Annotated in this window: 15 protein-coding genes; 10 read left to right on the top strand and 5 right to left on the bottom strand. The window is 69.4% G+C overall.

Going from position 1 to position 22,679, the window contains the following annotated elements; translation table 11 throughout:
• Positions 1-3: 3 nt before the first annotated feature.
• The gene (locus BST28156_RS07205; protein ID WP_174901867.1) at positions 4-4,191 is read left to right on the top strand and encodes a bifunctional nitrate reductase/sulfite reductase flavoprotein subunit alpha; all 4,188 of its coding nucleotides are present in this window, start codon (positions 4-6) and stop codon (positions 4,189-4,191) included.
• Positions 4,192-4,285: 94 nt separating this feature from the next.
• Here the strand turns inward: BST28156_RS07205 and BST28156_RS07200 are convergent, their stop codons facing one another.
• Together BST28156_RS07200 and BST28156_RS07195 are read right to left on the bottom strand one after the other, a co-directional pair.
• On the bottom strand, positions 4,286-5,062 hold the full coding sequence (locus BST28156_RS07200; RefSeq protein WP_174901866.1) for an SDR family oxidoreductase: 777 nt from the start codon (positions 5,060-5,062) through the stop codon (positions 4,286-4,288).
• A gap of 4 nt (positions 5,063-5,066) precedes the next feature.
• A complete protein-coding gene (locus BST28156_RS07195; protein WP_060237462.1) occupies positions 5,067-5,510 on the bottom strand; it encodes a GlcG/HbpS family heme-binding protein in 444 nt (147 codons plus the stop codon).
• A 97-nt stretch (positions 5,511-5,607) separates the two neighbouring features.
• Here BST28156_RS07195 and BST28156_RS07190 point away from each other — a divergent pair, with 97 nt between their 5' ends.
• The 3 genes from BST28156_RS07190 to BST28156_RS07180 all read left to right on the top strand — a co-directional run bounded on the left by BST28156_RS07190 (position 5,608) and on the right by BST28156_RS07180 (position 10,777).
• Complete coding sequence (locus BST28156_RS07190) at positions 5,608-6,516, top strand: LysR family transcriptional regulator (RefSeq protein WP_174901881.1); 909 nt, start codon at positions 5,608-5,610, stop codon at positions 6,514-6,516.
• Between the two features lie 389 nt (positions 6,517-6,905).
• Positions 6,906-9,500, top strand: coding sequence for a bifunctional lysylphosphatidylglycerol flippase/synthetase MprF (mprF, locus tag BST28156_RS07185; RefSeq protein WP_174901865.1), 2,595 nt, complete (start codon positions 6,906-6,908; stop codon positions 9,498-9,500).
• Complete coding sequence (locus tag BST28156_RS07180) at positions 9,497-10,777, top strand: virulence factor family protein (protein WP_174901864.1); 1,281 nt, start codon at positions 9,497-9,499, stop codon at positions 10,775-10,777. The genes mprF and BST28156_RS07180 overlap by 4 nt, the downstream gene beginning before the upstream one ends.
• A 156-nt stretch (positions 10,778-10,933) precedes the next feature.
• On the opposite strand, the gene BST28156_RS07175 is transcribed toward BST28156_RS07180, so the two are convergent.
• The 3 genes from BST28156_RS07175 to BST28156_RS07165 all read right to left on the bottom strand — a co-directional run bounded on the left by BST28156_RS07175 (position 10,934) and on the right by BST28156_RS07165 (position 13,606).
• A complete protein-coding gene (locus BST28156_RS07175) occupies positions 10,934-11,329 on the bottom strand; it encodes a hypothetical protein (RefSeq protein ID WP_174901863.1) in 396 nt (131 codons plus the stop codon).
• An 89-nt stretch (positions 11,330-11,418) separates the two neighbouring features.
• On the bottom strand, positions 11,419-12,840 hold the full coding sequence (locus BST28156_RS07170; RefSeq protein ID WP_174901862.1) for an aminotransferase-like domain-containing protein: 1,422 nt from the start codon (positions 12,838-12,840) through the stop codon (positions 11,419-11,421).
• 34 nt (positions 12,841-12,874) lie between these two features.
• Entirely contained in the window at positions 12,875-13,606 is a 732-nt protein-coding gene (locus tag BST28156_RS07165; RefSeq protein ID WP_060237481.1) for a GntR family transcriptional regulator, read from the bottom strand.
• Between the two features lie 259 nt (positions 13,607-13,865).
• On the opposite strand from BST28156_RS07165, the gene BST28156_RS07160 reads away from it, so the two are divergent.
• From BST28156_RS07160 to BST28156_RS07135, 6 genes are all read left to right on the top strand, one after another.
• Complete coding sequence (locus BST28156_RS07160) at positions 13,866-15,179, top strand: MFS transporter (RefSeq protein ID WP_174901861.1); 1,314 nt, start codon at positions 13,866-13,868, stop codon at positions 15,177-15,179.
• Positions 15,180-15,212: 33 nt separating this feature from the next.
• Positions 15,213-16,787 carry a UxaA family hydrolase gene (locus BST28156_RS07155; protein ID WP_174901860.1) on the top strand — a complete coding sequence of 525 codons (1,575 nt, stop codon included), beginning with the start codon at positions 15,213-15,215 and terminating at the stop codon, positions 16,785-16,787.
• A 29-nt stretch (positions 16,788-16,816) separates the two neighbouring features.
• Positions 16,817-17,749, top strand: a complete 933-nt coding sequence (locus tag BST28156_RS07150) for a dihydrodipicolinate synthase family protein (RefSeq protein ID WP_174901859.1) — start codon at positions 16,817-16,819, stop codon at positions 17,747-17,749.
• 74 nt (positions 17,750-17,823) lie between these two features.
• Positions 17,824-19,407 (top strand): aldehyde dehydrogenase (NADP(+)), encoded by a 1,584-nt coding sequence (locus BST28156_RS07145; protein WP_174901858.1) that lies wholly within the window; start codon positions 17,824-17,826, stop codon positions 19,405-19,407.
• A gap of 260 nt (positions 19,408-19,667) precedes the next feature.
• Complete coding sequence (locus tag BST28156_RS07140; RefSeq protein ID WP_174901857.1) at positions 19,668-20,792, top strand: ABC transporter substrate-binding protein; 1,125 nt, start codon at positions 19,668-19,670, stop codon at positions 20,790-20,792.
• Entirely contained in the window at positions 20,789-22,666 is a 1,878-nt protein-coding gene (locus BST28156_RS07135; protein WP_081077002.1) for a sensor domain-containing diguanylate cyclase, read from the top strand. The genes BST28156_RS07140 and BST28156_RS07135 overlap by 4 nt, the downstream gene beginning before the upstream one ends.
• The last annotated feature ends 13 nt before the right edge of the window (positions 22,667-22,679 follow it).

Here is a 22,679-nt window from a genome sequence, read left to right as displayed (position 1 = left end):
CGCATGACCGCCACCCCCGTCAAAAGCGTATGCCCTTACTGCGGCGTCGGCTGCGGGATGGTGCTGCATGTCGAGGACGGCGAGGTCGTCAAGGTGTCCGGCGACCCCGACCATCCGGCCAACTTCGGGCGGCTGTGCACGAAGGGTTCGTCGGCGCACGTCGCGCTGCGCCGTTCCGGGCGGCTCGACCGCGCGTTCGTGCGCCGCGCGCGCGAGGACGACCTCGTGCCGCTGCCGGCGCGTGACGCGATCGCCGAGACCGCGCGCCGGCTGCGCGCGGTGCTCGATACGCATGGCCCCGACGCGCTGTCGTTCTACGTGTCCGGCCAGATGTCGATCGAGGCGCAGTATCTGGTCAACAAGCTTGCGAAGGGCTTCGTCGGCACCCACAACATCGAGTCGAACTCGCGCCTCTGCATGGCGAGCGCGAGCACCGGCTACAAGCAGTCGCTCGGCGCGGACGGCCCGCCCGGGTCGTACCAGGACTTCGATCGCGCGAACCTGTTCTTCGTGATCGGCGCGAACATGGCCGACTGCCATCCGATCCTGTTCCTGCGGATGATGGATCGCGTGAAGGCCGGCGCGAAGCTGATCGTCGTCGATCCGCGCCGCACCGGCACCGCCGACAAGGCCGACCTGTTCCTGCAGATCCGGCCCGGCACCGATCTCGCGTTAATGAACGGGCTGCTGCACCTGCTGCATGCGAACGGCCGCACCGACGTGTCCTTCATCGCCGAATTCACCGAAGGCTGGGACGCGATGCCCGCGTTCCTGGCCGACTACACGCCCGAGCGCGTCGCGGCGATCACGGGGCTGGCCGAGGCCGACATCCGCACCGCCGCGCAATGGATCGGCGACGCGCCCGAATGGACGAGCTGCTGGACGATGGGCCTCAACCAGAGCACGCACGGCGTGTGGAACACCAATGCGATCTGCAACCTGCATCTCGCGACGGGCCGCATCTGCCGCCCCGGCAGCGGGCCGTTCTCGCTGACGGGCCAGCCCAATGCGATGGGCGGGCGCGAGATGGGCTACATGGGACCGGGGCTGCCGGGGCAGCGCTCGACGCTGTCGGCCGACGATCGCCGCTTCGTCGAGAACCTGTGGCGCGTACCGTCCGGTACGCTGCGTGCGGAAACCGGCGGCGGTACCGTCGACCTGTTCGCGCGGATGAAGTCCGGCGACGTGAAGGCGTGCTGGATCATCTGCACGAACCCGGTCGCGACCGTGCCGAACCGGCAGAACGTGATCGCCGGCTTGCAGGCCGCGGAACTGGTTATCGCACAGGACGCGTTCCTCGACACCGAGACCAACCGCTACGCGGACATCCTGCTACCGGGCGCGCTGTGGGCCGAAGGCGACGGCGTGATGGTGAATTCCGAGCGCAACATGACGCTGATGCGGCCCGCGATCGCACCGCCCGGCGATGCGCTGCCCGACTGGCGCATCGTCGCGGAAGTCGCGCGTGCGATGGGCTTCGCCGGCGCATTCGACTATGCGTCGGCGGCCGACGTGTTCGACGAGATCGTGCGCTTCTCGAATCCGGCGACCGGCTACGACCTGCGCGGCGCGAGCCACGCGGCGCTGCGCGACGGGCCCGTGCAGTGGCCGGTCGCGCCCGGCACCGCGCGCGACCGGCATCCGGTGCGTTATCTGAACGACGGCGCGAGCCAGACGCTGCGCACCGCGCCCGACGGCGATGCGGCGCGCCCGCCGCGCATCGCGTTTCCGACGCCGTCGGGCAAGGCGCGCTTTTACGCTCGGCCGCATGTCGCGCCGGCCGAGCGGCCGGACGACACGTTCCCGATCGTGCTGAACACCGGCCGGCTGCAGCACCAGTGGCACACGATGACGAAGACGGGCAAGGTCGCGATGCTGAACAAGCTCAATCCGCGCCCGTTCGTCGAGCTTCATCCGGACGATGCGCACACGCTCGGCATCGCGACCAGGGACAGCGTCGAGATCCGCTCGGCGCGCGGCCGTGCGGTGCTGCCGGCCGTCGTGACCGACCGCGTGCAGCGCGGCAACTGCTTCGCGCCGATGCACTGGAACGACGTGTACGGCGACGACCTGTGCATCAACGCGGTGACGAACGACGCGATCGATGCCGAATCGCAGCAGCCCGAACTGAAATACTGCGCGGTCGCGCTGGCCCGCGTCGAAACGGATGCGTTCGCGTCCGCCGACGACGCCACGGCGCGTCCCGACGTGTCCGCCGACGCCGCGCGGCCCGCGCCGGCCGTCGCCTCACAGGAACCCGATATGGCAGATATCGATGCATTCGCGGTCGCGCTCGGCGTGGCCGACTTCGCGCCGCCGCCGCTGAGCAATGCGGAGCGGTTGTACGTAGCCGGTCTCGTCGAAGGGCTGAAGGCGAGCGCCGGACGGCGCGACGGCGGCGTGCCGGTGCTGCCCGCGCTCGCGCCGCTGACGCCGCCGGTGCGGCTCTGGCTCGACGGGATGCTGGCGGGGCTGTTCAGCCGTTCGACGCCCGCGCGCGTGACCGACGCCGCGTCGCCCGCGTTGCCGGCCGATGCGCCGGCGGCCGCGCCGGGCGGCGTGCGGATCGTGCGGACGCGCCCGAAGGTCGTGCTGCTGTGGGCGTCGCAGACCGGCAACATCGAATCGCTGACCGAGGACTACGCGACGCAACTGATGAACGCCGGTTTCGAGATCCGCACCGCATGCATGTCCGACTATCCGGTCGCGTCGCTTGCGGGCGCGCAGTACGTGCTGCTGATGACGAGCACGTTCGGCGACGGCGATCCGCCCGACAACGGCCGCGAGTTCTCGGACGCGCTGCATGATGCATCGGCCGCGCGTCTCGACGGCGCCCGGTTCGCGGTGCTCGCGTTCGGCGATCGCAACTACGACCAGTTCTGCGGGCACGGCCGCCGGCTCGATGCGCGGCTTGCCGAACTCGGCGCGGCGCGCCTGTGTGCGCGAGTCGATTGCGACGTCGAATTCCAGCGCGACGCCGACCAGTGGCTCGAACGCGTGATCGCGCGGATCAAGGAAGCGGATGCCGCGCTGCACGCGGTGCCGGCCGCCGCGGCGGGCGCGACGGGGCTGTTGCCGACCAAGGCGCATCCCGCACCGTCGAAGCTCGTCGCGAACCTGCGGTTGAACCGCCCGGGCGCGGCGAAGGATACGCGCTACGTGTCGCTGTCGACCGAAGGCGCGAACCTCGAATACGAAACCGGCGACGCGCTCGGCGTGTGGCCGACCAACTGCCCGGAACTGGTCGACGAACTGCTCGCCGTCACCGCGCTGAAGGCCGATACGCCCGTGTCGCTGCCGGGCATCGGCGAGCTGCGCCTCGGCGACGCGCTCGCGCGCCACTGCGACATCACGCGCCCGCATCCCGACACGCTCGCGTTCATCGCATCGCGCAGCGCGAACGGCGCGCTGAAGGCGCTGCTCGGCGACGACCGCAAGGCCGACCTGAAGCAGTGGCTGTGGGGCCAGCAGCTCGCGGACGTGCTGCACGAGTTCCCGGTCGAGCTGTCCGGCGGCGAACTGGTCGGCATGCTCAAGCGCTTGCAGCCGCGTCTCTATTCGATCGCGTCGAGCCCGAGCGCGCATCGCGGCGAGATCCACCTGACCGTGTCGGCGGTGCGCTATCACAACGGCCGGCGCGCGCGCAAAGGCGTCGCGTCGACCTTCCTCGCCGATCGCGCCGAAGACGGCCGCGTGCCGGTGTTCGTGCAGAAGTCCGCGCATTTCCGTCCGCCCGTGAGCGGCGACGTGCCGATCGTGATGGTCGGCCCCGGCACCGGCGTCGCGCCGTTTCGCGGCTTCCTGCACGAACGGCAGGCGAGCGGCGCGCGCGGACGCAACTGGCTGTTCTTCGGCGAGCAGCATGCGCAGACCGACTTCTACTACGGCGACGAGTTGACCGCGATGCGCGACAGCGGCTTCCTGACGCGGCTCGACCTCGCGTTCTCGCGCGACCAGGCCGACAAGATCTACGTGCAGGACCGGATGCGCGAGCACGGCGCCGAGCTGTACGCGTGGCTGGAGGAGGGCGCGCACTTCTACGTGTGCGGCGACGCCGCGCGCATGGCGAAGGACGTCGACGCGGCGCTGAAGTCGGTGATTGCCGAGCACGGCGGGATGTCCGCGGACGGCGCGAACGAATATGTCGCGCGGCTCGCGAAGGCGCGGCGCTATGTGCGCGATGTGTACTGAGCGCTAACTGGCTGTGGTCCGGCTTGCGCGGCGAGACGGCTGCCGCGCCACGCTGTGCACGTCGCGTCGCGGCTTTGCGCCGCGATGCCGGTCGTCACTGCCGACGATCCCACGCGTGCGCCTGTTCCGCGCGGACGAACGCTTCGGCCGATTTCGGCAGCAGGTTGCGGAACGCGCCGTCGTCGCTTTCGATCACGTCGACCATCTTCGCGATCATTTCCTCGGGATCGTGCTGCTCGAGCGGGAACGTCAGCCGCTCGGGCGTCACGTGATGGACGGCCGGATCGCGCCAGCGACGCGGCGTGTCCATCATCCGGTCGTTGAAGCCGGTGCTGTACGGGCCGGGGTTCACGACCGCGACCTTGATGCCGTGCGGCGCCAGTTCCGCGTGCATCGCCTCGGCGACCGATTCGACCGCATGCTTCGACGCGCAATAGGCGCCGGTGAACGCCCCGGTGATCAGGCCTGCGATCGACGACACGAACACGATCTTGCCGCGCTTGCGCGCGAGCATCCCGCGCGCGACCTGCTGCGTGAGTTCGAGCGGGCCGAACACGTTCACGTCGAACAGCTCGCGCACGATCTCGACCGGCAAGTCGACGAGCGCGCCGGCTTCGCCGGTGCCCGCGTTGTTGACCAGCACGTCGAAATCCTGCTCCGCCGCGCGGGCGCGGTCGTACGCGGATGTGACGTCGAGCTTGACGATCCGCAGCGCCGCGTCGCGCTGCGCGGCTTCGGCCGCGAGACCTTCGATATCGGCGACGGCGCGCACGCCTGCCGTCACGTGATGCCCGCGCTCGGCGAGCCGCAATGCGACTTCGCGGCCGAAGCCCGACGTCGCGCCGGTGATGAGGATGTGTTTCCGGGTCATGGATTTACCTTTCGTGATGGAGAGTGGCCAGGAAGCGGGCGCGGCAGTGTTTCGCGATCGCTTGGTCTTCGTCGACGCTGCCGCCCGATATGCCGATGGCGCCGACACAGCGCCCGTCGTGGTCGACCAGCGGTTCGCCGCCGCCGAATGTGACGAGCCCGCCGTGGCTGTGCTCGATGCCGCGCAGCGGGCCGCCGTCGCCCGACAGCGCGCCGAGCGACGCGGTCGACGCGCGGAAGCGGACCGCCGTCAGCGCCTTGCGCTGCGCGAGATCGATCGCGCCGAGAAAGCAGTCGTCGCTGCGCGCGAACGCGAGCAGGTTTGCGCCGGCATCGACGATCGCGATGGCGACGTCGGCGACCTGCAGCGACGCGGCGTGCGCGAGTCCGGTTTCGATCGTGCGCCGGGCGGCGGCGAGCGACAGTACGGGGCTGGACAGGGCGTTCATTCGAGGCTCCGGTGGGGACGGCATGGCCAGTGTAGGCAGTCCGGGTATATGCGAGAATCGGCATTCCGCTCGAATGAGTTTCAAGTTTTTTTTAATGATGAGCCGACGCGATCCGATGACGGGGCTGCACGTGTTCATGAGCGTCGCGACGGCCGGCAACTTCACGCGGGCCGCCGCCGCGCTGGGGCTGACGCCTGCCGCCGTTAGTCTTGCGATCGGGCAGCTCGAGAGCGAGCTGAACGTGAAACTGTTCAACCGCAGCACGCGCGGCGTGAGCCTGACGGAAGCGGGGCAGCGTTATCTGCGGCAGACGGAATCCGCTTACCGGCAGATCGTCCAGGCCCGGGACGAGCTGAAGGACCTGCGCGGCGAGCCGGGCGGGCTGCTGCGCGTGACCGCATTGCCGCTTGCGCGTACGCTCGTGATCGCGCCGATTCTGGCGAGCTTTCATCAGCGCTACCCGAAGGTCCGGCTCGAGATTCGCTACGAGAACGAGCTGGTCGATATCGCGAAGGACGGCTTCGACGCGGGGATCCGCCTTGCCGACCGGCTCCAGCCCGGCATGATCGGCGTGCGGATCGCGCCCGAGCTGACGTGTGCGCTGGTTGCGTCGCCGGATTACGTGGCGCGGCATGGCGCGCCGAAGTCGATCGCCGAGCTGGAGCGGCACGCGTGCGTCCGTTTCAGGTTCTCGGAGAGCGGGCGGCTGCACAAGTGGCTGCTGCGCGATGGGCGACGCGAGGTCGATCTCGATCCGGAGGGCGTGTTCGTGACGAACGACGCCGATGCGGTGATCGATGCCGCGCGCGCGGGCGTCGGCATTGCGTTTGCGTTCATGCGGGAGCGCATCGAGCGCGACCTGCGCGACGGGACGCTGGTGGAGGTGCTGCCCGGTGCGTGCCGCGCGCTGCCGCCGATGTGGCTGTATTACGTGAATCGCAAGCACGTGCCGGCAAAGTTGCGGGCGTTTATCGACGTGTTGCGGGAGCGGGCGGGGGCCGGATAGTCCGAGTCGCCCGTCTCACCCCCGCCCCATTTCCCGAACCCGTACCGCTGTGCGGTTTTGTCCTCCTCCGCCGCGCCGCATCCGGCAAATTTCTCCCAAATCCGCCACAAGTCATTCGTCCGATGAAAAATCCGCGCCGGTTCCCGGTATGATGCGCACCTCGCGCGCGATTGTGCCGCCGAAACCGATACGACGTTTATGCACGCGGCACCACAAATGCGCACAAAGCGAGACCGAAAGATTTTGTAATATTAGTTCCGTATACTCGTAAGTTCTGATCCAGGCGCTGCTGCCTCCTTTCTTCGGCCGACCGCCCACGCAGAACAACCAGATTCGTCGCCGCCTGGCCCCCCGCGCCGCGACATGCTATGCACCACCACGAATAACCTATGTCTTCCCGCCACCCTGGTCCGCCCGGCCGTGCCGCGGCGGCGATCGCCCGTATCTCGGCGCTGATCCGCAACGAGCGCGTGCTGTCGCCGCTGCTCGCGCTCGGCATCGGCCTGCTGCTGATCGTGGTGTTCCAGCACCTGTCGCAATCCGTCGACTATCGGTCGGTGATCCGCGAGCTGCGCCACATGTCCGTCGGCGAGTGGGGCGCGTCGCTTGCTGCGACCGCTCTCAGCTATCTCGCGCTCGTCGCCCGCGACGCGGTCGGCCTGCGCTATGTCGCGGCGAAGGTGCCGCGCGCCGCGCTGTGGATCGGCGCGATCGCGGGCTCCGCGCTCGGCAATGCGACCGGCTTCGGCGCGCTGACCGGCGGCGCGGTGCGCGCGCGCGTCTACGGCGTGTCGGGCGTGACGCCCGCGCAGATCGGCCGCATGACGGTATTTACCAGCGTCACGCTCGCACTCGCGCTGGTGCTGATGACGGCGATCGGGATGGTCTGCGTGCCGCAGACGCTCGCCGCGATGCTGCACGTCGCGCCCGGCGTGCTGATGTGGAGCGGCGCCGCGCTGCTGGCGGCGCTGGCTGCGATGGCCGCGACGTGCGGCAAGGCCGCGCGTCCGGTCGTCACGCGCTTCAAGTGGCTCGCGTTCGACGTGCCGGCCCGGCGCGACTTCGTTGCGCAAATCGTGTCGGCGGTGTTCGACGTCGTCGCGGCGGGCCTCACGCTGTGGGTGCTGCTGCCGAGCACGCCGGTCGGTTTCCCGACCTTCATCACCGTCTATGCGGCCGCGCTGCTGCTCGGCATGACCGGCCATACGCCGGGCGGGATCGGCGTGTTCGAGGCCGCGATGGTGTTCACGCTCGGCCGCGCGGTGCCCGCGCACGAAATGGTCGCCGCGCTGATCGCGTATCGCGCGATCTACTTCGGCGTGCCGCTCGTGCTGTCGGCCGGCCTGCTCGCTGCATTCGAGGGCCGCGCGCTGCGCCGCCGGCTGGTGTCGCGGCAGGCCGCACGCGTGTCGCAGCTCGCGCCGCTGTTCCTGAGCCTCGTCACGTTCGCGGTCGGCGGGATGCTGGTGATCTCGAGCGCGACGCCGGCGTTCTGGCATCGGATCGCGATCCTGCGCAACGTCGTGCCGCTGTGGGTGCTCGAAGGCTCGCAGGTAATCTGCAGCGTGCTCGGCGTCGCGCTGCTGTTCGTCGCGCGCGGGCTGCTGCGCCGTCTCGACGGCGCGTGGTGGATGACCTTCGCGCTGACGATCGCAAGCCTCGCGCTGTCGCTGGCGAAGGGCCTCGCGTTCGTCGAGGCCGGCGTGCTCGGCACGCTGCTGGTGCTGCTGCTGGTCAGCCGTCGCCGTTTCAACCGTCATTCGTCGCTGTTCGCGGAGCGCTTCACGATCGGCTGGTTCGTGTCGGTGACGATGGTGCTGATCCTCGCGGTGTGGGTGCTGTGCTTCGCGTTCCGCGACGTGCCGTACACGCGCGACCTGTGGTCGCACTTCTCGTTCGATGCACGCGCGCCGCGCGCGCTGCGCGCGACGCTCGCGGCCGGCGTGTTCGTCGCGATGTTCGCGCTGTGGCAACTGCTGCGTCCGGCGCCGGGCCGTTTCATGAAGCCGGCGCCGCAGGACCTGCTCGACGCCGAGCAGATCATTCGCGCGCAGGAGTGCAGCGATGCAGGCCTTGCGCTGATGGGCGACAAGACCTTCCTGTTTTCCGAATCGCGCCAGGCGTTCCTGATGTATGCGAAGTACGGCCGCACCTGGGCCGCGCTGTACGATCCGGTCGGCCCGCGCGACGAATGGCCTGCGCTGATCGCGAAGTTCATCGCGCTGGCGCACAAGCACGGCGGGCGCGCGGCGTTCTACCAGGTGCGCGCGAACGCGCTGCCGCTGTATCTCGACGCGGGCCTCACGCTGATGAAGCTCGGCGAGGAGGCCCACATCGCGCTCGACGAGTTCGACCTGAAGGGCTCGCACCGCTCGCATCTGCGCTATGCGCTGCGCCGCGGCGACAAGGACGCGCTGACGGTCGAGGTGATCGCGCCGAGCGACGTGCCGGCCGCGCTGCCCGCGCTGCGCGACATTTCCGACGGCTGGCTCGACAGCCGCGACGCGCGCGAGAAAAGCTTCTCGGTCGCCGCGTTCCACGACGGCTATCTGGCGACGCAGTCGGTGATGCTGGTGCGGCAGGCCGACAAGCCGATCGCCTTCGTCACGTTCATGACGACCGACCTCAATACCGAGGCGACGGTCGGCGTGATGCGTCATCTGCCGGAAGCGTCGTCGTACGCGATGGAGTATCTGTTTACGCAGCTCGCGCTGCATCTGAAGGAAGCGGGTTTCCGCAAGCTGAGCCTCGGCATCGCGCCGTTCTCGGGCATGGGGGCGGCGAAGATGCCGTCGCCGTGGCACCGGTTCGGGCTGATGGTCTGGCGCTTCGGCGGACGCTTCTACAACTTCCGCGGCTTGCGTGCATTCAAGAGCAAGTTCGAGCCGCACTGGGAGCCGCGCTACCTCGCGGCCTCGGGCTCGGTCGGCGTGTTCGTCACGCTCGCGGATCTGTCCCTGCTGGCTGGAGGTCGGCGTTCATGATGTCAAGGAAGGGAATCGCGCGGGCGGCAGCCGCCTGCGCGGGATTGATGCTGGCCGGCGCCGCGCATGCGGCGCAGCCGGCGGCGGTGAAGGCGGAAACGGTGTCGGGCGGCCGCTACGGGCCGGTCACGGTGACCAAGCCGAGCGGTCCGCTGCGCGGCTTCGTCGTGCTGTTCTCGCGTGAGGCCGGCTGGAGCGCGGCCGATCAGCAGGCAGCCGATGCGCTCGCGAAAGCCGGCGCGATGACGGTCGGCGTGGATGCCGAACGCTACGCGCGCAATCTCGCCGCGAAGCAGGAAACCTGTCACCACCTCGACGGCGATGCCGAAGCGGTCAGCCATCAACTCGAACGGCTCGCGCAGTCGTCGCACTATTACACGCCGATCGTCGCGGGCGTGGGTCAGGGCGGTGCGATCGCGAAGCAGATCCTCGCGATGGCGCCGGAGAACACGATCGCCGGCGTGGTGTCGGTCGATCCGGCGCCGAAGCTCGATCCGCGCTTCAAGCCGTGCCCGCCCGATCCGACGATCGTGCGCCGCGCGATGCCCGGCTTCGTCGATACGGCCGCCGCGGGCGATACCGCGAAGCTCGTGTCGCTGGTCACCGCGCATCTGCACGACGTCGGCAGCAGCGACGAGCTCGACGTGTCGGATCTGCCGCTGGTCGAACTGCCGGCCAAGGGCGGCAGCGACCGGCTCGCGATCGTGATCTCGGGCGACGGCGGCTGGCGCGATCTCGACAAGACGATCGGCGAGGCGCTGCAGCGCGACGGCGTGTCGGTGGTCGGGATCGACAGCCTGCGCTACTTCTGGAGCGAGAAGCCGCCGGCGCAGGTGAGCCGCGATCTCGCGCGCGTGATGCGCACGTACATGGCGCGCTGGCACGCGAGTCGCGTCGCGCTGGTCGGCTATTCGTTCGGCGCGGACGTGATGCCGTTCGCGTACAACCGGCTGCCGGCCGACCTGCGCGACAAGGTGTCGGTGATGTCGCTGCTTGGTTTCGCGCCGGCGGCCGATTTCCAGATCCGCGTGACGGGCTGGCTCGGGATGCCGGCGAGCGACAAGGCGCTGAAGGTTGCGCCGGAGCTTGCGAAGGTGCCGCCGGGCATCGTGCAGTGCTTCTACGGCGCGGAGGAAAAGGACACGATGTGTCCGGCGCTCGTGAACAGCGGCATCGACGTGGTCAGGACGGAGGGCGATCACCACTTCGGCCACGACTACATCGCGCTCGAGAAGAAGATCCTCGGCGCGTTCGGCAAGCCGGTCGCGGCGCGCTGAACGCGCAGGCCGGCGGCCGCTTCGCGGCAGCGCCGGCGGTCTGTTTTCGAAACATCGTTCGGGCGGCCGTCGTGCCGCCCATTTTCATTGGGGCGCCCGGGCCGCTCGGGCTGTCGGGTTCCCGTTTGCCGCTGCGTCCTGCCGCGGTCTCTCCGCTTACGCCTGCGCGTCGACGATCAGCGACGGGTCGAGCGCGCGGATGCGCTGGTCGACGAAGTAGCCGCCGCCTTCCTGATAACGCAGGAACAGGCGTCCGCATTCACGGCAGCGGCTGACGGTGCAGCGGTTGTACGGAAAGTGGCGCAGCGCGATCGGCGCATCGTCCGACGCGTAGTGCGTGCCGGCGGGGTGATGCTCGGCATGGGTCGGCTCCGCGTCGCCGGGCGGCGCGAGCGTGCCCACTTCGACCAGTTGCGTATCCGGCAGCGACAGCGGCAGGGTCGTCCATCCGGCAAGCGGCGTCTTCGTGCATGTGCACGGCTGCGTGACGTGCGCCGCTGCGGAGGCCAATTGCAGCAGCGCGTCGTGATCGAGATAGGGCAGTGGGCTCATGAGAGGGGAAAGAATGACGAGACCCGCAATGTACCGTGCACCACGATCGTCTGCATCGATGCGGCGCCGGCGGGGCGTTCGCACAACGCCTATCCGGACTTGCGCACGCCCGGCTCCGCCACCAGTTCGCCGAGCACGCGGATCGCGCGTTCGATTTCGGCGCTCCACGGGTGGCCGAAGTTCACGCGCACGCAGCGCTCGAAATCGTGCGCGGCGGAAAACAGCGGCCCGGGCGCGAAGCTGATGCCGCGCGCGATGGCCTGGCGGTGCAGTTCCATTGCATCGATGGCGTCCGGGAAGGTCAGCCACAGAAAGTAGCCGCCTTCCGGCTGCGTCCAGTCGACGCCGGCCGGCAGCCACCGCCGCAGCGCGTCGTCCATCCGCTCGCGCTGCTCGTGCAGCACGCCGCGCAGCTTGCGCAGATGGCGGTCGTAGCCGCCGTGCTCCAGATAGTTCGCGATGCCGGCCTGCGCGGGGATGCTGGCCGACAGCGTCGTCATCAGCTTGAGCCGCTGCACTTTCTCCGCGAAACGGCCGGCGGCGGCCCAGCCGATCCGGTAGCCGGGCGCGAGCGTCTTCGAGAACGAACTGCAGTGCATCACGAGGCCGTGCCGGTCGTACGCGCGCGCGGGCAGCGGATAGTCGGGACCGAAATGCAGCTCGCCGTACACGTCGTCCTCGATCAGCGGCACGTCGCGCGCCGCGAGCAGTTCGACCAGCGCGCGCTTCTTGTCGGCGGACAGCGTGACGCCGGTCGGATTCTGGAAATTGGTCATGAACCAGCATGCGCGGATGTCGTGCTGTTCGAGCGCGTTCGCGAGCGCATCGAGATCGAGGCCCGTGCGCGGATCGACGGGAATCTCGACCGCACGCAGATCGAGCCGTTCGATCGCCTGCAACGCCGCGTAGAAGCCGGGCGCCTCGACGGCCACGACATCGCCGGGCCGCGTGACGGCCATCAGGCACAGGTTCAGCGCTTCGAGCGCGCCGTTCGTGACGACGATCTCGTCGACCGGCTGCGACATGCCGGTCGCGAGATAGCGCCGCGCGATCTGCTGGCGCAGCGCTTCGTTGCCGGGCGGCAGGTCGACGACCGTGCTCCACGGGCTGACCTGCCGCGTCGCCTGGGCGAGCGACTTCGCGACACGTTGCAGCGGAAACAGCTGCGGCGACGGGAACGCGGAGCCGAGCGGCACGATGCCCGGCTGCGTCGCGGCGTCGAGCACCGAGAACACGAGGTCGCTGATGTCGACCTTGCGCGTCGCGGCGGCGCGGCCCGCGCGCTGCGCCGCGGGCGGTTGTGCGCCCGGCGCGACGTAGTAGCCCGAGCGTTCGCGCGCGCGGATCAGCCCCCACTGTTCGAGCAGGTAGTACGCGCGGAACACGGTGGACTGGCTGACGCCGTGCTGCGCGATGATCTGCCGCAGCGACGGCAGCCGCGTGCCGACCGCGAGGTTGCCGTTGCGGATGTCGTCGGCGATCGTGCGGGCGAGGGTTTCGTAGCGTTTCATCGGCATCGCGGGCGCGCTGCGTCGTCGCGCGGCTTCACCGGCCTTCGAACAGCGCGACGTTGGCGTCGTATGCGCGCTGCTGCCGCGCATACGCATCGTCGAGGTGCTCGTGCAGCGCGCGTTCGGCCGCATCGGCATCGTGCCGTTCGAGCGCTTCGAGCAGCTTCTGGTGCTGCGCGAGCGTGACTTCGCCGACCACCGGATCGCGCACGGTCACATGCCGTACGCGGTCGATCGGCGCGCGCACGAGTTCGACGAGCTGCTGCACGCGCGGCAGCCGCGCGGCCGCGCTGACGGTCGCATGAAACGCGTTGTCGCACGCGATTGCGGCGACCGCGTTGTCGCGCGCGATCGCGCGCCGGTGCGCTTCCTGGATGTCGTGCAGCTGTTCGAGCTCGCGCGTGCTGACGATTTCGGCGGCGCGGCGGATCGCGGCGGTTTCGAGCACCTTGCGGATCAGCGCGCTTTCGACGAACTGCTCGCGCCGCACCGGCGCGACGAAGGTGCCCGACTGCGCGGCGATCAGCACGAGTTCCTCGCGCGCGAGCTGCAGCAGCGCCTCGCGCACCGGCGTGCGCGACACGCCGAGCGCTTCGGCGATCGCGCGCTCGTAGATCACGTCGTTCGGATGCAGCGTCATCGTCACGATCGCGTCGCGCAGCAGCGCGTGAATCTGCACGGACAGCGGCTGCGAGCGCTCCAGCGCGTAACCGGCGGGGATGAGGCGGGCGATGAACGCGTCCTGGACGGGGGTTTCTGACTTCATAAATCGGCAAAAAGAGGGCAGGCAGCCGGCGTCCGCCGGTGCCGCGCCCGGCGCGCCCGGACGGACGCAGGTCGATCAGTATATTAGTGCGCGGACCGCTTTCGGTACGCCGCGCGGCAATTCGGCGGATCGAGCGCGTCGTTCAGCGGGTTTACCCGGGTGACGTCGCCTCCACTCATCTCTATAATCGCCAACTAATATATTAGTTGGCCAACGTATCGGAGAACGCGCGGCCGGCGACTACCCCCAGGAGACATGCATGCATCTCGAAGACTCAGCCGGACCCCGCCAGACGGCCCATGCCACGACCGCCGCGCCGACCGCCGTGCGCTGGCGGATTTTCTGGCTGCTGCTGTTGCTGTCGTCGATCAACTACATCGACCGGGCGTCGCTGTCGGTCGCGCTGCCGATCATCTCGACCGAATTCAGCCTGTCGCCGGCGATGGAAGGCGTATTGCTCAGCGCGTTCTTCTGGACCTATGCGCTGATGCAGATCCCGAGCGGGCTGCTGGTCGACCGTTTCAAGGCGCGCACCATCGTCGGCCTCGCGACGATCGGCTGGGGCGCCTGCCAGGCCGTCGCGGCCGCCTGCTTCAGCTGGGTGCCGCTGCTGCTGACGCGGCTCGGGCTCGGCATCGCGGAGTCGCCGATCATGCCGGCGGGCGCGAAGCTCGCGGGCGCGTGGCTCACGCCGTCCGAGCGCGGCCGCGGCGCGGCGCTGCTCGACGGCGGCGCACCGCTCGGCTCGGCGTGCGGCGCGATCATCATCACCGCGCTGATCGCGGGCCTCGGCTCGTGGCGGCTCGCGTTCGTCGTCGCGGGCGTCGGCACGATCGTGGTCGGCATCGCGGCGTGGTGGTACATCCGCAATCATCCGTCCGAGCATGCGGGCGTGAACGCCGCCGAACTCGAACACGTGACCGCGCATGCGGCGGCGGCGCGCACCGGCGAGCCGAAGGCGAGCGTGCCGTTCCGCGAGTTGCTGCGCGACCGTTCGGTGCTGTGCATGTTCGCGAGCTGGGCCTGCTACAACAGCGTGTTCTACGGGCTGATGACGTGGATGCCGAGCTATCTGCACAAGGCGCACGGCTTCGACCTGAAGCAGATGGGCGGCGCGACCTTCATCATCTTCATGTGCGGCTTCGTCGGCGAGCTGTTCGGCGGCTGGCTTGCCGACAAGTGGCGCGCGGCAGGCGGCGCGCCGAACCGCGTGATGCGCTCGATGTTCTCGGTCGCGGGCTTCGTGGCGGCCGCAGCAATCCTGTCGGTGAGCTTCGCGAAGGGGCTCGTCAGCGTCGTCGTGCTGCTGTCGATCGCGCTGTTCTTCATCCGCTGGTGCGGGATGTTCTGGGGCGTGCCGGCCACGCTCGGCGGCCAGTCCCGCGCGGGCCTGCTGGCAGGCGCGATGAACTTCAGCGGCAACATCGTCGGCGTGATCGTGCCGATCCTGATCGGCCTCATCGTGCAGTTCACCGGCACCTATTTCCTCGCGCTGATGTTCTTCGTGGTCGCCGCGTTCGGCCTGGCCGTCTGCGCGAGCCTCATCGACTATCGCGACCGCGGCCTCGACTGAGCGCCCGATCGCACGAATCAACCAGGAACCACCATGTCGTCCCTTTCCATCGAAACGCCCGCGGCGCCGGCCGCGCCGCGGGCGCGCACGATCCGGCTCAATCCCGCCGACGACGTCGTCGTCGCCGTCGAGCAACTGGTCGGCGGCACGCGTCTCGACGACGAAGGCGTGACCGTCGCCGGCCTGATCCCGGCCGGCCACAAGGTCGCGACGCGCGCGCTCGACGCCGGCGCGCCGGTGCGGCGCTACGGCCAGATCATCGGCTTCGCGAGCCAGCCGATCCGGCCCGGCCAGCATGTCCATACGCACAATCTCGACATGGGCGAGTTCGCGCGCGATTACGCGTTCGGCGAAGGCACGCACGAGACCGATTTCGTGCCGGACGCGCAGCGCGCGCGCTTCGACGGGATCGTGCGCGACGACGGCCGCGTCGCGACGCGCAACTATATCGGCATCCTGACCTCCGTGAACTGCTCGGCCACGGTGGCGCGCGCGATCGCCGATCATTTCCGGCGCGACATTCATCCGGACGCGCTCGCCGCGTTTCCGAACGTGGACGGCGTGGTCGCGCTGACGCACGGCGTCGGCTGCGCGGTCGATCCCGACGGCGACGCGCTGGCGATCCTGCAGCGCACGCTCGGCGGTTACGCGTGCCATCCGAATTTCGCGGCGGTGCTCGTGATCGGGCTCGGCTGCGAGACCAACCAGATTCCGCGCCTGCTCGAAACGCAGGGGCTGACCGAGCATGCACGGCTGCGCACGTTCACGATCCAGGACAGCGGCGGCACGCGCCGGACGATCGAAAAGGGCATCGCGATCGTCGAGTCGATGCTCGCGGCCGCGAACGACGTGCGGCGCGAGCCGGTCAGCGCGAGCCACCTGACGGTCGGCCTGCAGTGCGGCGGCTCCGACGGCTATTCGGGCATCACCGCGAACCCGGTGCTCGGGGCGGCGGTCGATCTGCTGGTGCGGCACGGCGGCACCGCGATCCTGTCGGAAACGCCGGAAATCTACGGCGCCGAGCACCTCTTGACGCGCCGCGCGGTGTCGCGCGACGTCGGCGAGAAGCTGGTCGCGCGGATTCGCTGGTGGGAAGACTATTGCGCGCGCCACCATGCCGCGATGAACAACAACCCGTCGGCCGGCAACAAGGCGGGCGGCCTCACGACCGTGCTGGAAAAGTCGCTCGGCGGCATCGCGAAGGCCGGCAGCACGAACCTCGTCGACGTCTACGAATACGCGATGCCGGTGCGCGCGAAAGGGCTCGTGTTCATGGACACGCCCGGCTACGACCCGATCTCCGCGACCGGGCAGGTCGCGGGCGGCGCGAACCTGATCTGCTTCACGACGGGACGGGGCTCCGCGTACGGCTGCGCGCCGACGCCGTCGCTGAAGCTCGCGACCAACAGCGCGCTGTGGCGCCGGCAAGCCGACGACATCGACCTGAACTGCGGCGATGTGCTCGACGGCGGCGCGCGCATCGACGAACTCGGCGCGACGCTGTTCCGGATGATGCTCGACGCGGCGTCCGGTCGTGCGACGCGCAGCGAACTGCACGGCTACGGACAGAACGAGTTCGTGCCGTGGCAGATCGGCGCGATCACCTGAACTCAAAATTTCGACAAGGATTCCTTCCGATGCAATCGAACGTATCAACCCCGCGCTATCGCGGCGTGTTTCCGGTCGTGCCGACGATCTTCACCGACGACGGCCGCGTCGATCTCGACGGGCAGCGCCGCTGCGTCGATTTCATGATCGATGCCGGCTCGAACGGCCTGTGCGTGCTCGCGAACTTCTCCGAGCAGTTCTCGCTGGCCGACGACGAGCGCGACGCAGTCATGCACTGCGTGCTCGAGCACGTGGCCGGCCGCGTGCCGGTGATCGTCACGACGTCGCATTTCGGCACGACGGTGTGCGCGCAGCGCAGCCGTCGCGCGCAGGACGCGGGCGCCGCGATGGTGATGGTGATGCCGCCGTATCACGGCGCGACGTTTCGCGCGAGCGAGACGGCGATCGTCGAGTTCTTCCGCACCGTGTCCGATGCGATCGACATTCCGATCATGATCCAGGACGCGCCGGCGAGCGGCACGCATCTGTCGGCCGGCCTGCTCGCGCGGATGGCGATCGAGATTCCGAACGTGTCGTACTTCAAGATCGAGGTGCCGCAGGCGGCCGCGAAGCTGCGCGAGCTGATCGCGCTCGGCGGCGACGCGATCGTCGGGCCGTGGGACGGCGAGGAGGCGATCACGCTGATGGCCGATCTCGAAGCGGGCGCGACGGGCGCGATGACGGGCGGCGCGTATCCGGACGGCATCCGCACGATCGTCGACGCATGGGCGGCCGGCGATGCGGCCGAAGCGGAGCGCCAGTACCAGCGCTGGCTGCCGCTGATCAATCACGAGAACCGCCAGGGCGGCATCGCGACCGCGAAGGCGCTGATGAAGGCCGGCGGCGTGATCGCGTCGGACGCGGTGCGCCATCCGCTGCCGCCGATGCATCCGGCCACGCGCGAGAGCCTGCTGCGGATCGCGCGGCCGCTCGATCCGCTCGTGCTGCGCTGGGGCCGCTGAACGGCGTGCCCGACGCGTCGCCTCGACGCTGCCATGCATCAACGAATGACTACACGATTCAACAAGGACGATTCATGCAGATTTCCGGTGCTTCCCTGATCGGCCAGCGCAATGTTGCCGGTACCGAAGGGTTTCGCGCGATCGACCCGGCCACCGGCGCGATGCTCGAACCCGTGTTCGGCCGTGCGTCGCCGCAGGATGTCGACGATGCGTGCACGCTCGCCGCACACGCGTTCGACGCGTACCGCACCCTGCCAATCGATGCGCGCGCAACCTTCATCGACGCGATCGCCGAGCAGCTGCTCGCGCTCGGCGATGCGCTGATCGAGCGTTGCGTCGCGGAAAGCGGCCTGCCGCGCGCGCGCATCAAAGGCGAGTGCGGCCGCACCGTCGCGCAGTTGCGGATGTTTGCGCAGGTGGTGCGGGACGGCGGTTTTCTCGGCGTGCGCGTCGATCCCGCGCAACCGGCGCGCCAGCCGCTGCCGCGCGCGGACCTGCGGCTGCAGCACGTCGCGCTCGGGCCTGTCGCGGTGTTCGGTGCGAGCAATTTCCCGCTGGCGTTCTCGGTCGCGGGCGGCGACACCGCGGCGGCGCTCGCCGCCGGCTGTCCGGTGGTCGTGAAGGCGCATCCCGCGCATCCGGGCACGTCGGCGCTCGTCGGGCATGCGATCCGGCAGGCGGTGCGCGCATGCGGGATGCCGGACGGCACGTTCTCGCTGCTGTTCGACGACGGCCATGAGGTCGGCGCGGCACTGGTGAGCCATCCGCGGATCCAGGCGGTCGGCTTCACCGGCTCGCGCACGGGCGGTGTCGCGCTGATGGCGCTCGCGGCCGCGCGGCGGCAGCCGATTCCGGTCTATGCGGAGATGAGCAGCGTGAATCCCGTGCTGCTGTTCCCGCATGCGCTCGACGCGCGCGCGGAAGCGATCGGCCGCGCGTTCGCCGCGTCGCTGACGCTCGGCACGGGCCAGTTCTGCACGAACCCGGGGCTGATCGTCGGCGTCGACGGCCCCGCGCTGCGTCGCTTCGAGGACGCGGCAGCCGCGGCGCTGGCCGAGATGCCGGCTACCGCGATGCTGACGCCCGGCATACATCGCGCATACGATGCGGCGGTCGAGCGGCTTGCCGCGCATCCCGGCGTGGCGCGGATCGCGCAGGGCGCGACCGGCGGCGCGGTGTGCCATGCGGGCCGCGCCGCGCTGTTCGCGACGGATGCGGACGCGTTCGCGCGCGACGCCGGCCTGCACGACGAAGTATTCGGTCCTGCGTCGCTCGTCGTGCGCTGTCCGGATCTCGACGCGATGTACGCGCTCGTCGATCGGCTCGACGGGCAGCTCACGGTGGCGCTGCATCTCGACGAAGCCGACCGGGGCGATGCACGCGCGTTCATGCCGCTGCTCGAGCGGCGCGCGGGGCGCATCCTCGTGAACGGTTTCGGGACGGGCGTCGAGGTCGCGCATGCGATGGTGCATGGCGGTCCGTATCCGGCGACTTCGGACGGCCGCTCGACGTCGGTCGGCAGTCTGGCGATCGCGCGTTTCCTGCGCCCCGTCTGCTATCAGGACGTGCCCGACGCACTGCTGCCCGATGCGCTGCGCGATGCGAATCCGCTGAATGTGCCGCGCAGCATCGACGGCCGTGGCGAAGCGCGCGGCTGACGGCTGCGCGCGTGAGCCGGGCAGCGAGGCGGCGAAGCGATGCCCGTCGGGGGTGCGCTTCGCGTCGCAGTATCGACGATGAGCGGAAAACGAGCGGCAGATGACCGCCGCATGACATGCTTTCGCCTGACCATTGACGGGCGCAACCCGTGTGCCGAAACCGGCGCGGTGCCGCCATGTACGGCTTGTGCCAATTGCGCCGCCGACCTTTTTATGGTGTCGTTGCACGATATCGCATCGACTCGAAAAAGGACAGTCGAATGCAGCCGGGCGATTCGGGCGGGGACCGATTGATCTGCGGAAATGACGCGCATTCGCGCGAATGCGTCGTCGCGCGTCGGCTGCTCGTCGTCCTGACATTCGGCCTGCTCTGTCTGCCCGTCATCGCTGCGCCGGCCGACACGGCGAACGACAACGTGCTGCGCGTGCTCGCATGGCCCGGCTACGCGGATCCCGATATCGTCGGCGCGTTCGAGGCGCAGTTCCATGCGCGGGTCGAAGTGACGTTCGTCGATTCCGACGAAGCGTTGTGGGCGCACATGCACGGTGCGTCGCCGCCGCCTTACGACGTGCTGGCCGCCAACACGGCCGAGATCCAGCGCTATGCGCGCGACGACCTGCTCGCGCCGATCGACCTGTCGCGCATCCCGAGCCGCCGCCGGCAGCTGCCGAACTTCCAGCAGCTCGCGACGATCGGCGGGCTCGTGCAGCACGGTGCGACCTACGGGATTCCGTTCACGTATTCGTCGATGGGCCTGATCTACGACCGCAAGCAGGTGCCGGTCGCACCGCGCTCGATGCTCGAGCTGTGGAATCCGCGCTATCGAGGCAAGGTGCTCGACTTCAACAGCGCGCAGCACAATTTCTCGTTGACGGCGCTCGCGCTCGGCTATCCCGATCCGTTTCATCTGTCGCCCGCGCAGACGCTCGCCGTCGCGCACAAGCTGATCGACCTGCGCCGCAATCTGCTGACCTATTACACGCTTCCGGAAGAGGCGACCGCGCTGTTCGTCCGGCATCACGCGGCGCTGATGTTCGGCAACTACGGGACGCAGCAGGTCGAGCTGCTGCGCCGCGCCGGCGCCGACGTCGGCTACGTGATTCCCGACGAAGGCGCGCTCGCCTGGCTCGATTGCTGGGCCATCACGCGCGGGGTGGCGCGCCGCGACCTCGCGTACGCGTGGATCGACTACATGCTTCAACCCGCGATCGGCGCACTGCTGACCACGCGTCAGGGGCTTGCGAACACGCTGGCGCCGCCGCACGGCCAGGACGTCGGGCGGCACCAGCTCGTCTGGATTCAGCCGGTCGAGAACATCGCGCGGCGCGAGGCGCTGTGGAACCGCATCGTGTCGGGCGACCTGCCCGAGCGCCTCGGCAAATGATCAGGCTCGGGCTCACGTCGAAGCTGGCGCTGCTGTTTGCGTGCCTCGGCGTCGTCGCGTCGGGGGCGACCGGCTACTACGCGTATCGCGCGAACCGCGCGATGCTCGTGCAGGAGGCGCAGCACAGCCTGCTGATGTCGACGCAACTGCTCGGGCAGCGCTTCGCGACCGCGCTGTCGGATGTCGCGGACGATGCGCTGGTGCTCGCGCAGATGCCGTCGTCGGTGATGGTCGCGCGCGGCGACGACCGGGGCGGCCCGCCGCGCGTGCGGCTCGAACAGGTGTATTGCAGCTTCATGGCGAACCACCCGGAGTATCTGCAAATTCGCCTGATCGAGCGCGGCCATTTCGGCATGGAGCGGATCCGCATCGATCGCGATGCGCACGGCATTGTCGTGGTGCCCGATCGCGCGCTGCAGGAGAAGGGGCAGTTTTCCTACGTGTTCGACACGCTGGCGATCCCGCCGGGGCATATCTATCTGTCGCCGATCGTGATCAATCACGAGACCGGCTCGCATGCGGCCGAAGGGCTGCCGATCGTGCGCGTCGGCACGCCGATCGTCGACGCCGGCGGCGGGACGGTCGGCGCGCTGGTCGTCGACGTCGAGCTGTCGCGCGTGTTCGAGCGGCTCGAACGCGATCTGCCGGAAGACTATTCGGTGTATCTGGCGAACGAATGGGGCGATTTTCTCGTGCATCCCGATCCGTCGCAGACCTTCGGTTTCGATCGCGGGCGGCGCGTGCTGATGCAGGACAGTTTCCCCGTCACGCGCGCGTTGTTCGACGGCACGCGAACGAACGTGACGCTGAACGGACTGGCGCGACCCGACGATGCGCCGGGACAGATGCTCGCGTTCGTGCGCACGCGGTTCGGCGACGACGAGGGCAACCGCTTCGTCGTGCTCGGCACTGCGCGCCCGCTCGCGGACGTGCTGACGCCGGCAGGCCGGCTCGGCGACCGGATCGTCAGGATGGTGCTGGTATCGAGCGTGCTGGCGGGCATCCTGGCGATCCTGTTTGCGCGCGCGATCACGCGGCCGCTGCAGGCGCTCGCGCGCGCGGCGACGCACGTGTTCGACGATCCGGCTGCCGACCGGCTGCCGGTTTCGCGCGCGGACGAGATCGGCGTGCTGGCGCGCTGTTTCGACAGCATGCGCGTCGAGATCCGCACGCAGGTTGCGATGCTGCGCGCGAAGCAGCAGGAGCTCGCGCATCTCGCGGGGCACGACCCGTTGACGGGGCTGCCGAACCGCCTGCTGTTCATGGAGCGTCTCGACGCCGCGATCCGGCACGCGGCCGGCGTGCGCGGCGGACTCGCGGTGATGTTCGTCGACCTCGACCGCTTCAAGCTGATCAACGACCAGCACGGTCATTCCGTCGGCGATCGCACGCTCGTGATGGTCGCGAAGCGCCTGAGCCTCGTGCTGCGCAGCGACGACATGGTCGCGCGGCTCGGCGGCGACGAGTTCGTCGTGCTGATCCAGGACGTGCGCTCGCCGGCGGTGATCGGCGACGTCGCGTCGCGCATCCAGTCGATGATGGCCGAGGAACTCGAATTGGGCGGTCGGCGCATGGCGATCGGCGCGAGCATCGGCGTCAGCGAGTTTCCGGCCGATGGCGAGTCCGCCGAGGAACTGCTCGTCAAGGCCGACGCGGCGATGTATGCGGCGAAGGCGACCGGGCAGCGCGCGTGCGTGCGTTATCAGGAATTGCTGAGCGGCGTCCACGTGCAGGACGACCGGGACGGGCTCGCGCCGGCCGCCGCGAACGGCGACGACGCGGACGGCAACGACGGCGGTAGTACGGACGGCGGGACTCTCGGCGGCGGGGCCGGCGCGGCGCTGGGGCGCGTCGACGGCCTGCGTGGCGATTGAGCTCGCCCGCCGC

Origin of the sequence: Burkholderia pseudomultivorans, assembly GCF_902499075.1 — a bacterium.
Taxonomy (GTDB): domain Bacteria; phylum Pseudomonadota; class Gammaproteobacteria; order Burkholderiales; family Burkholderiaceae; genus Burkholderia; species Burkholderia pseudomultivorans.
This window is presented reverse-complemented; position numbering and strand designations above follow the sequence as displayed.

Excerpts from the sequence above, each read along its gene's own strand:
- BST28156_RS07160 (WP_174901861.1), top strand. The coding sequence starts at position 13,866 with ATGCATCTCGAAGACTCAGCCGGACCCCGCCAGACGGCCCATGCCACG.
- BST28156_RS07140 (WP_174901857.1), top strand. The coding sequence starts at position 19,668 with ATGCAGCCGGGCGATTCGGGCGGGGACCGATTGATCTGCGGAAATGAC.
- BST28156_RS07205 (WP_174901867.1), top strand. The coding sequence starts at position 4 with ATGACCGCCACCCCCGTCAAAAGCGTATGCCCTTACTGCGGCGTCGGC.
- BST28156_RS07200 (WP_174901866.1), bottom strand. The coding sequence starts at position 5,062 with ATGACCCGGAAACACATCCTCATCACCGGCGCGACGTCGGGCTTCGGC.
- BST28156_RS07195 (WP_060237462.1), bottom strand. The coding sequence starts at position 5,510 with ATGAACGCCCTGTCCAGCCCCGTACTGTCGCTCGCCGCCGCCCGGCGC.
- BST28156_RS07135 (WP_081077002.1), top strand. The coding sequence starts at position 20,789 with ATGATCAGGCTCGGGCTCACGTCGAAGCTGGCGCTGCTGTTTGCGTGC.
- BST28156_RS07165 (WP_060237481.1), bottom strand. The coding sequence starts at position 13,606 with ATGAAGTCAGAAACCCCCGTCCAGGACGCGTTCATCGCCCGCCTCATC.
- BST28156_RS07155 (WP_174901860.1), top strand. The coding sequence starts at position 15,213 with ATGTCGTCCCTTTCCATCGAAACGCCCGCGGCGCCGGCCGCGCCGCGG.
- BST28156_RS07190 (WP_174901881.1), top strand. The coding sequence starts at position 5,608 with ATGAGCCGACGCGATCCGATGACGGGGCTGCACGTGTTCATGAGCGTC.
- BST28156_RS07150 (WP_174901859.1), top strand. The coding sequence starts at position 16,817 with ATGCAATCGAACGTATCAACCCCGCGCTATCGCGGCGTGTTTCCGGTC.
- BST28156_RS07175 (WP_174901863.1), bottom strand. The coding sequence starts at position 11,329 with ATGAGCCCACTGCCCTATCTCGATCACGACGCGCTGCTGCAATTGGCC.
- BST28156_RS07145 (WP_174901858.1), top strand. The coding sequence starts at position 17,824 with ATGCAGATTTCCGGTGCTTCCCTGATCGGCCAGCGCAATGTTGCCGGT.
- mprF (WP_174901865.1), top strand. The coding sequence starts at position 6,906 with ATGTCTTCCCGCCACCCTGGTCCGCCCGGCCGTGCCGCGGCGGCGATC.
- BST28156_RS07170 (WP_174901862.1), bottom strand. The coding sequence starts at position 12,840 with ATGAAACGCTACGAAACCCTCGCCCGCACGATCGCCGACGACATCCGC.
- BST28156_RS07180 (WP_174901864.1), top strand. The coding sequence starts at position 9,497 with ATGATGTCAAGGAAGGGAATCGCGCGGGCGGCAGCCGCCTGCGCGGGA.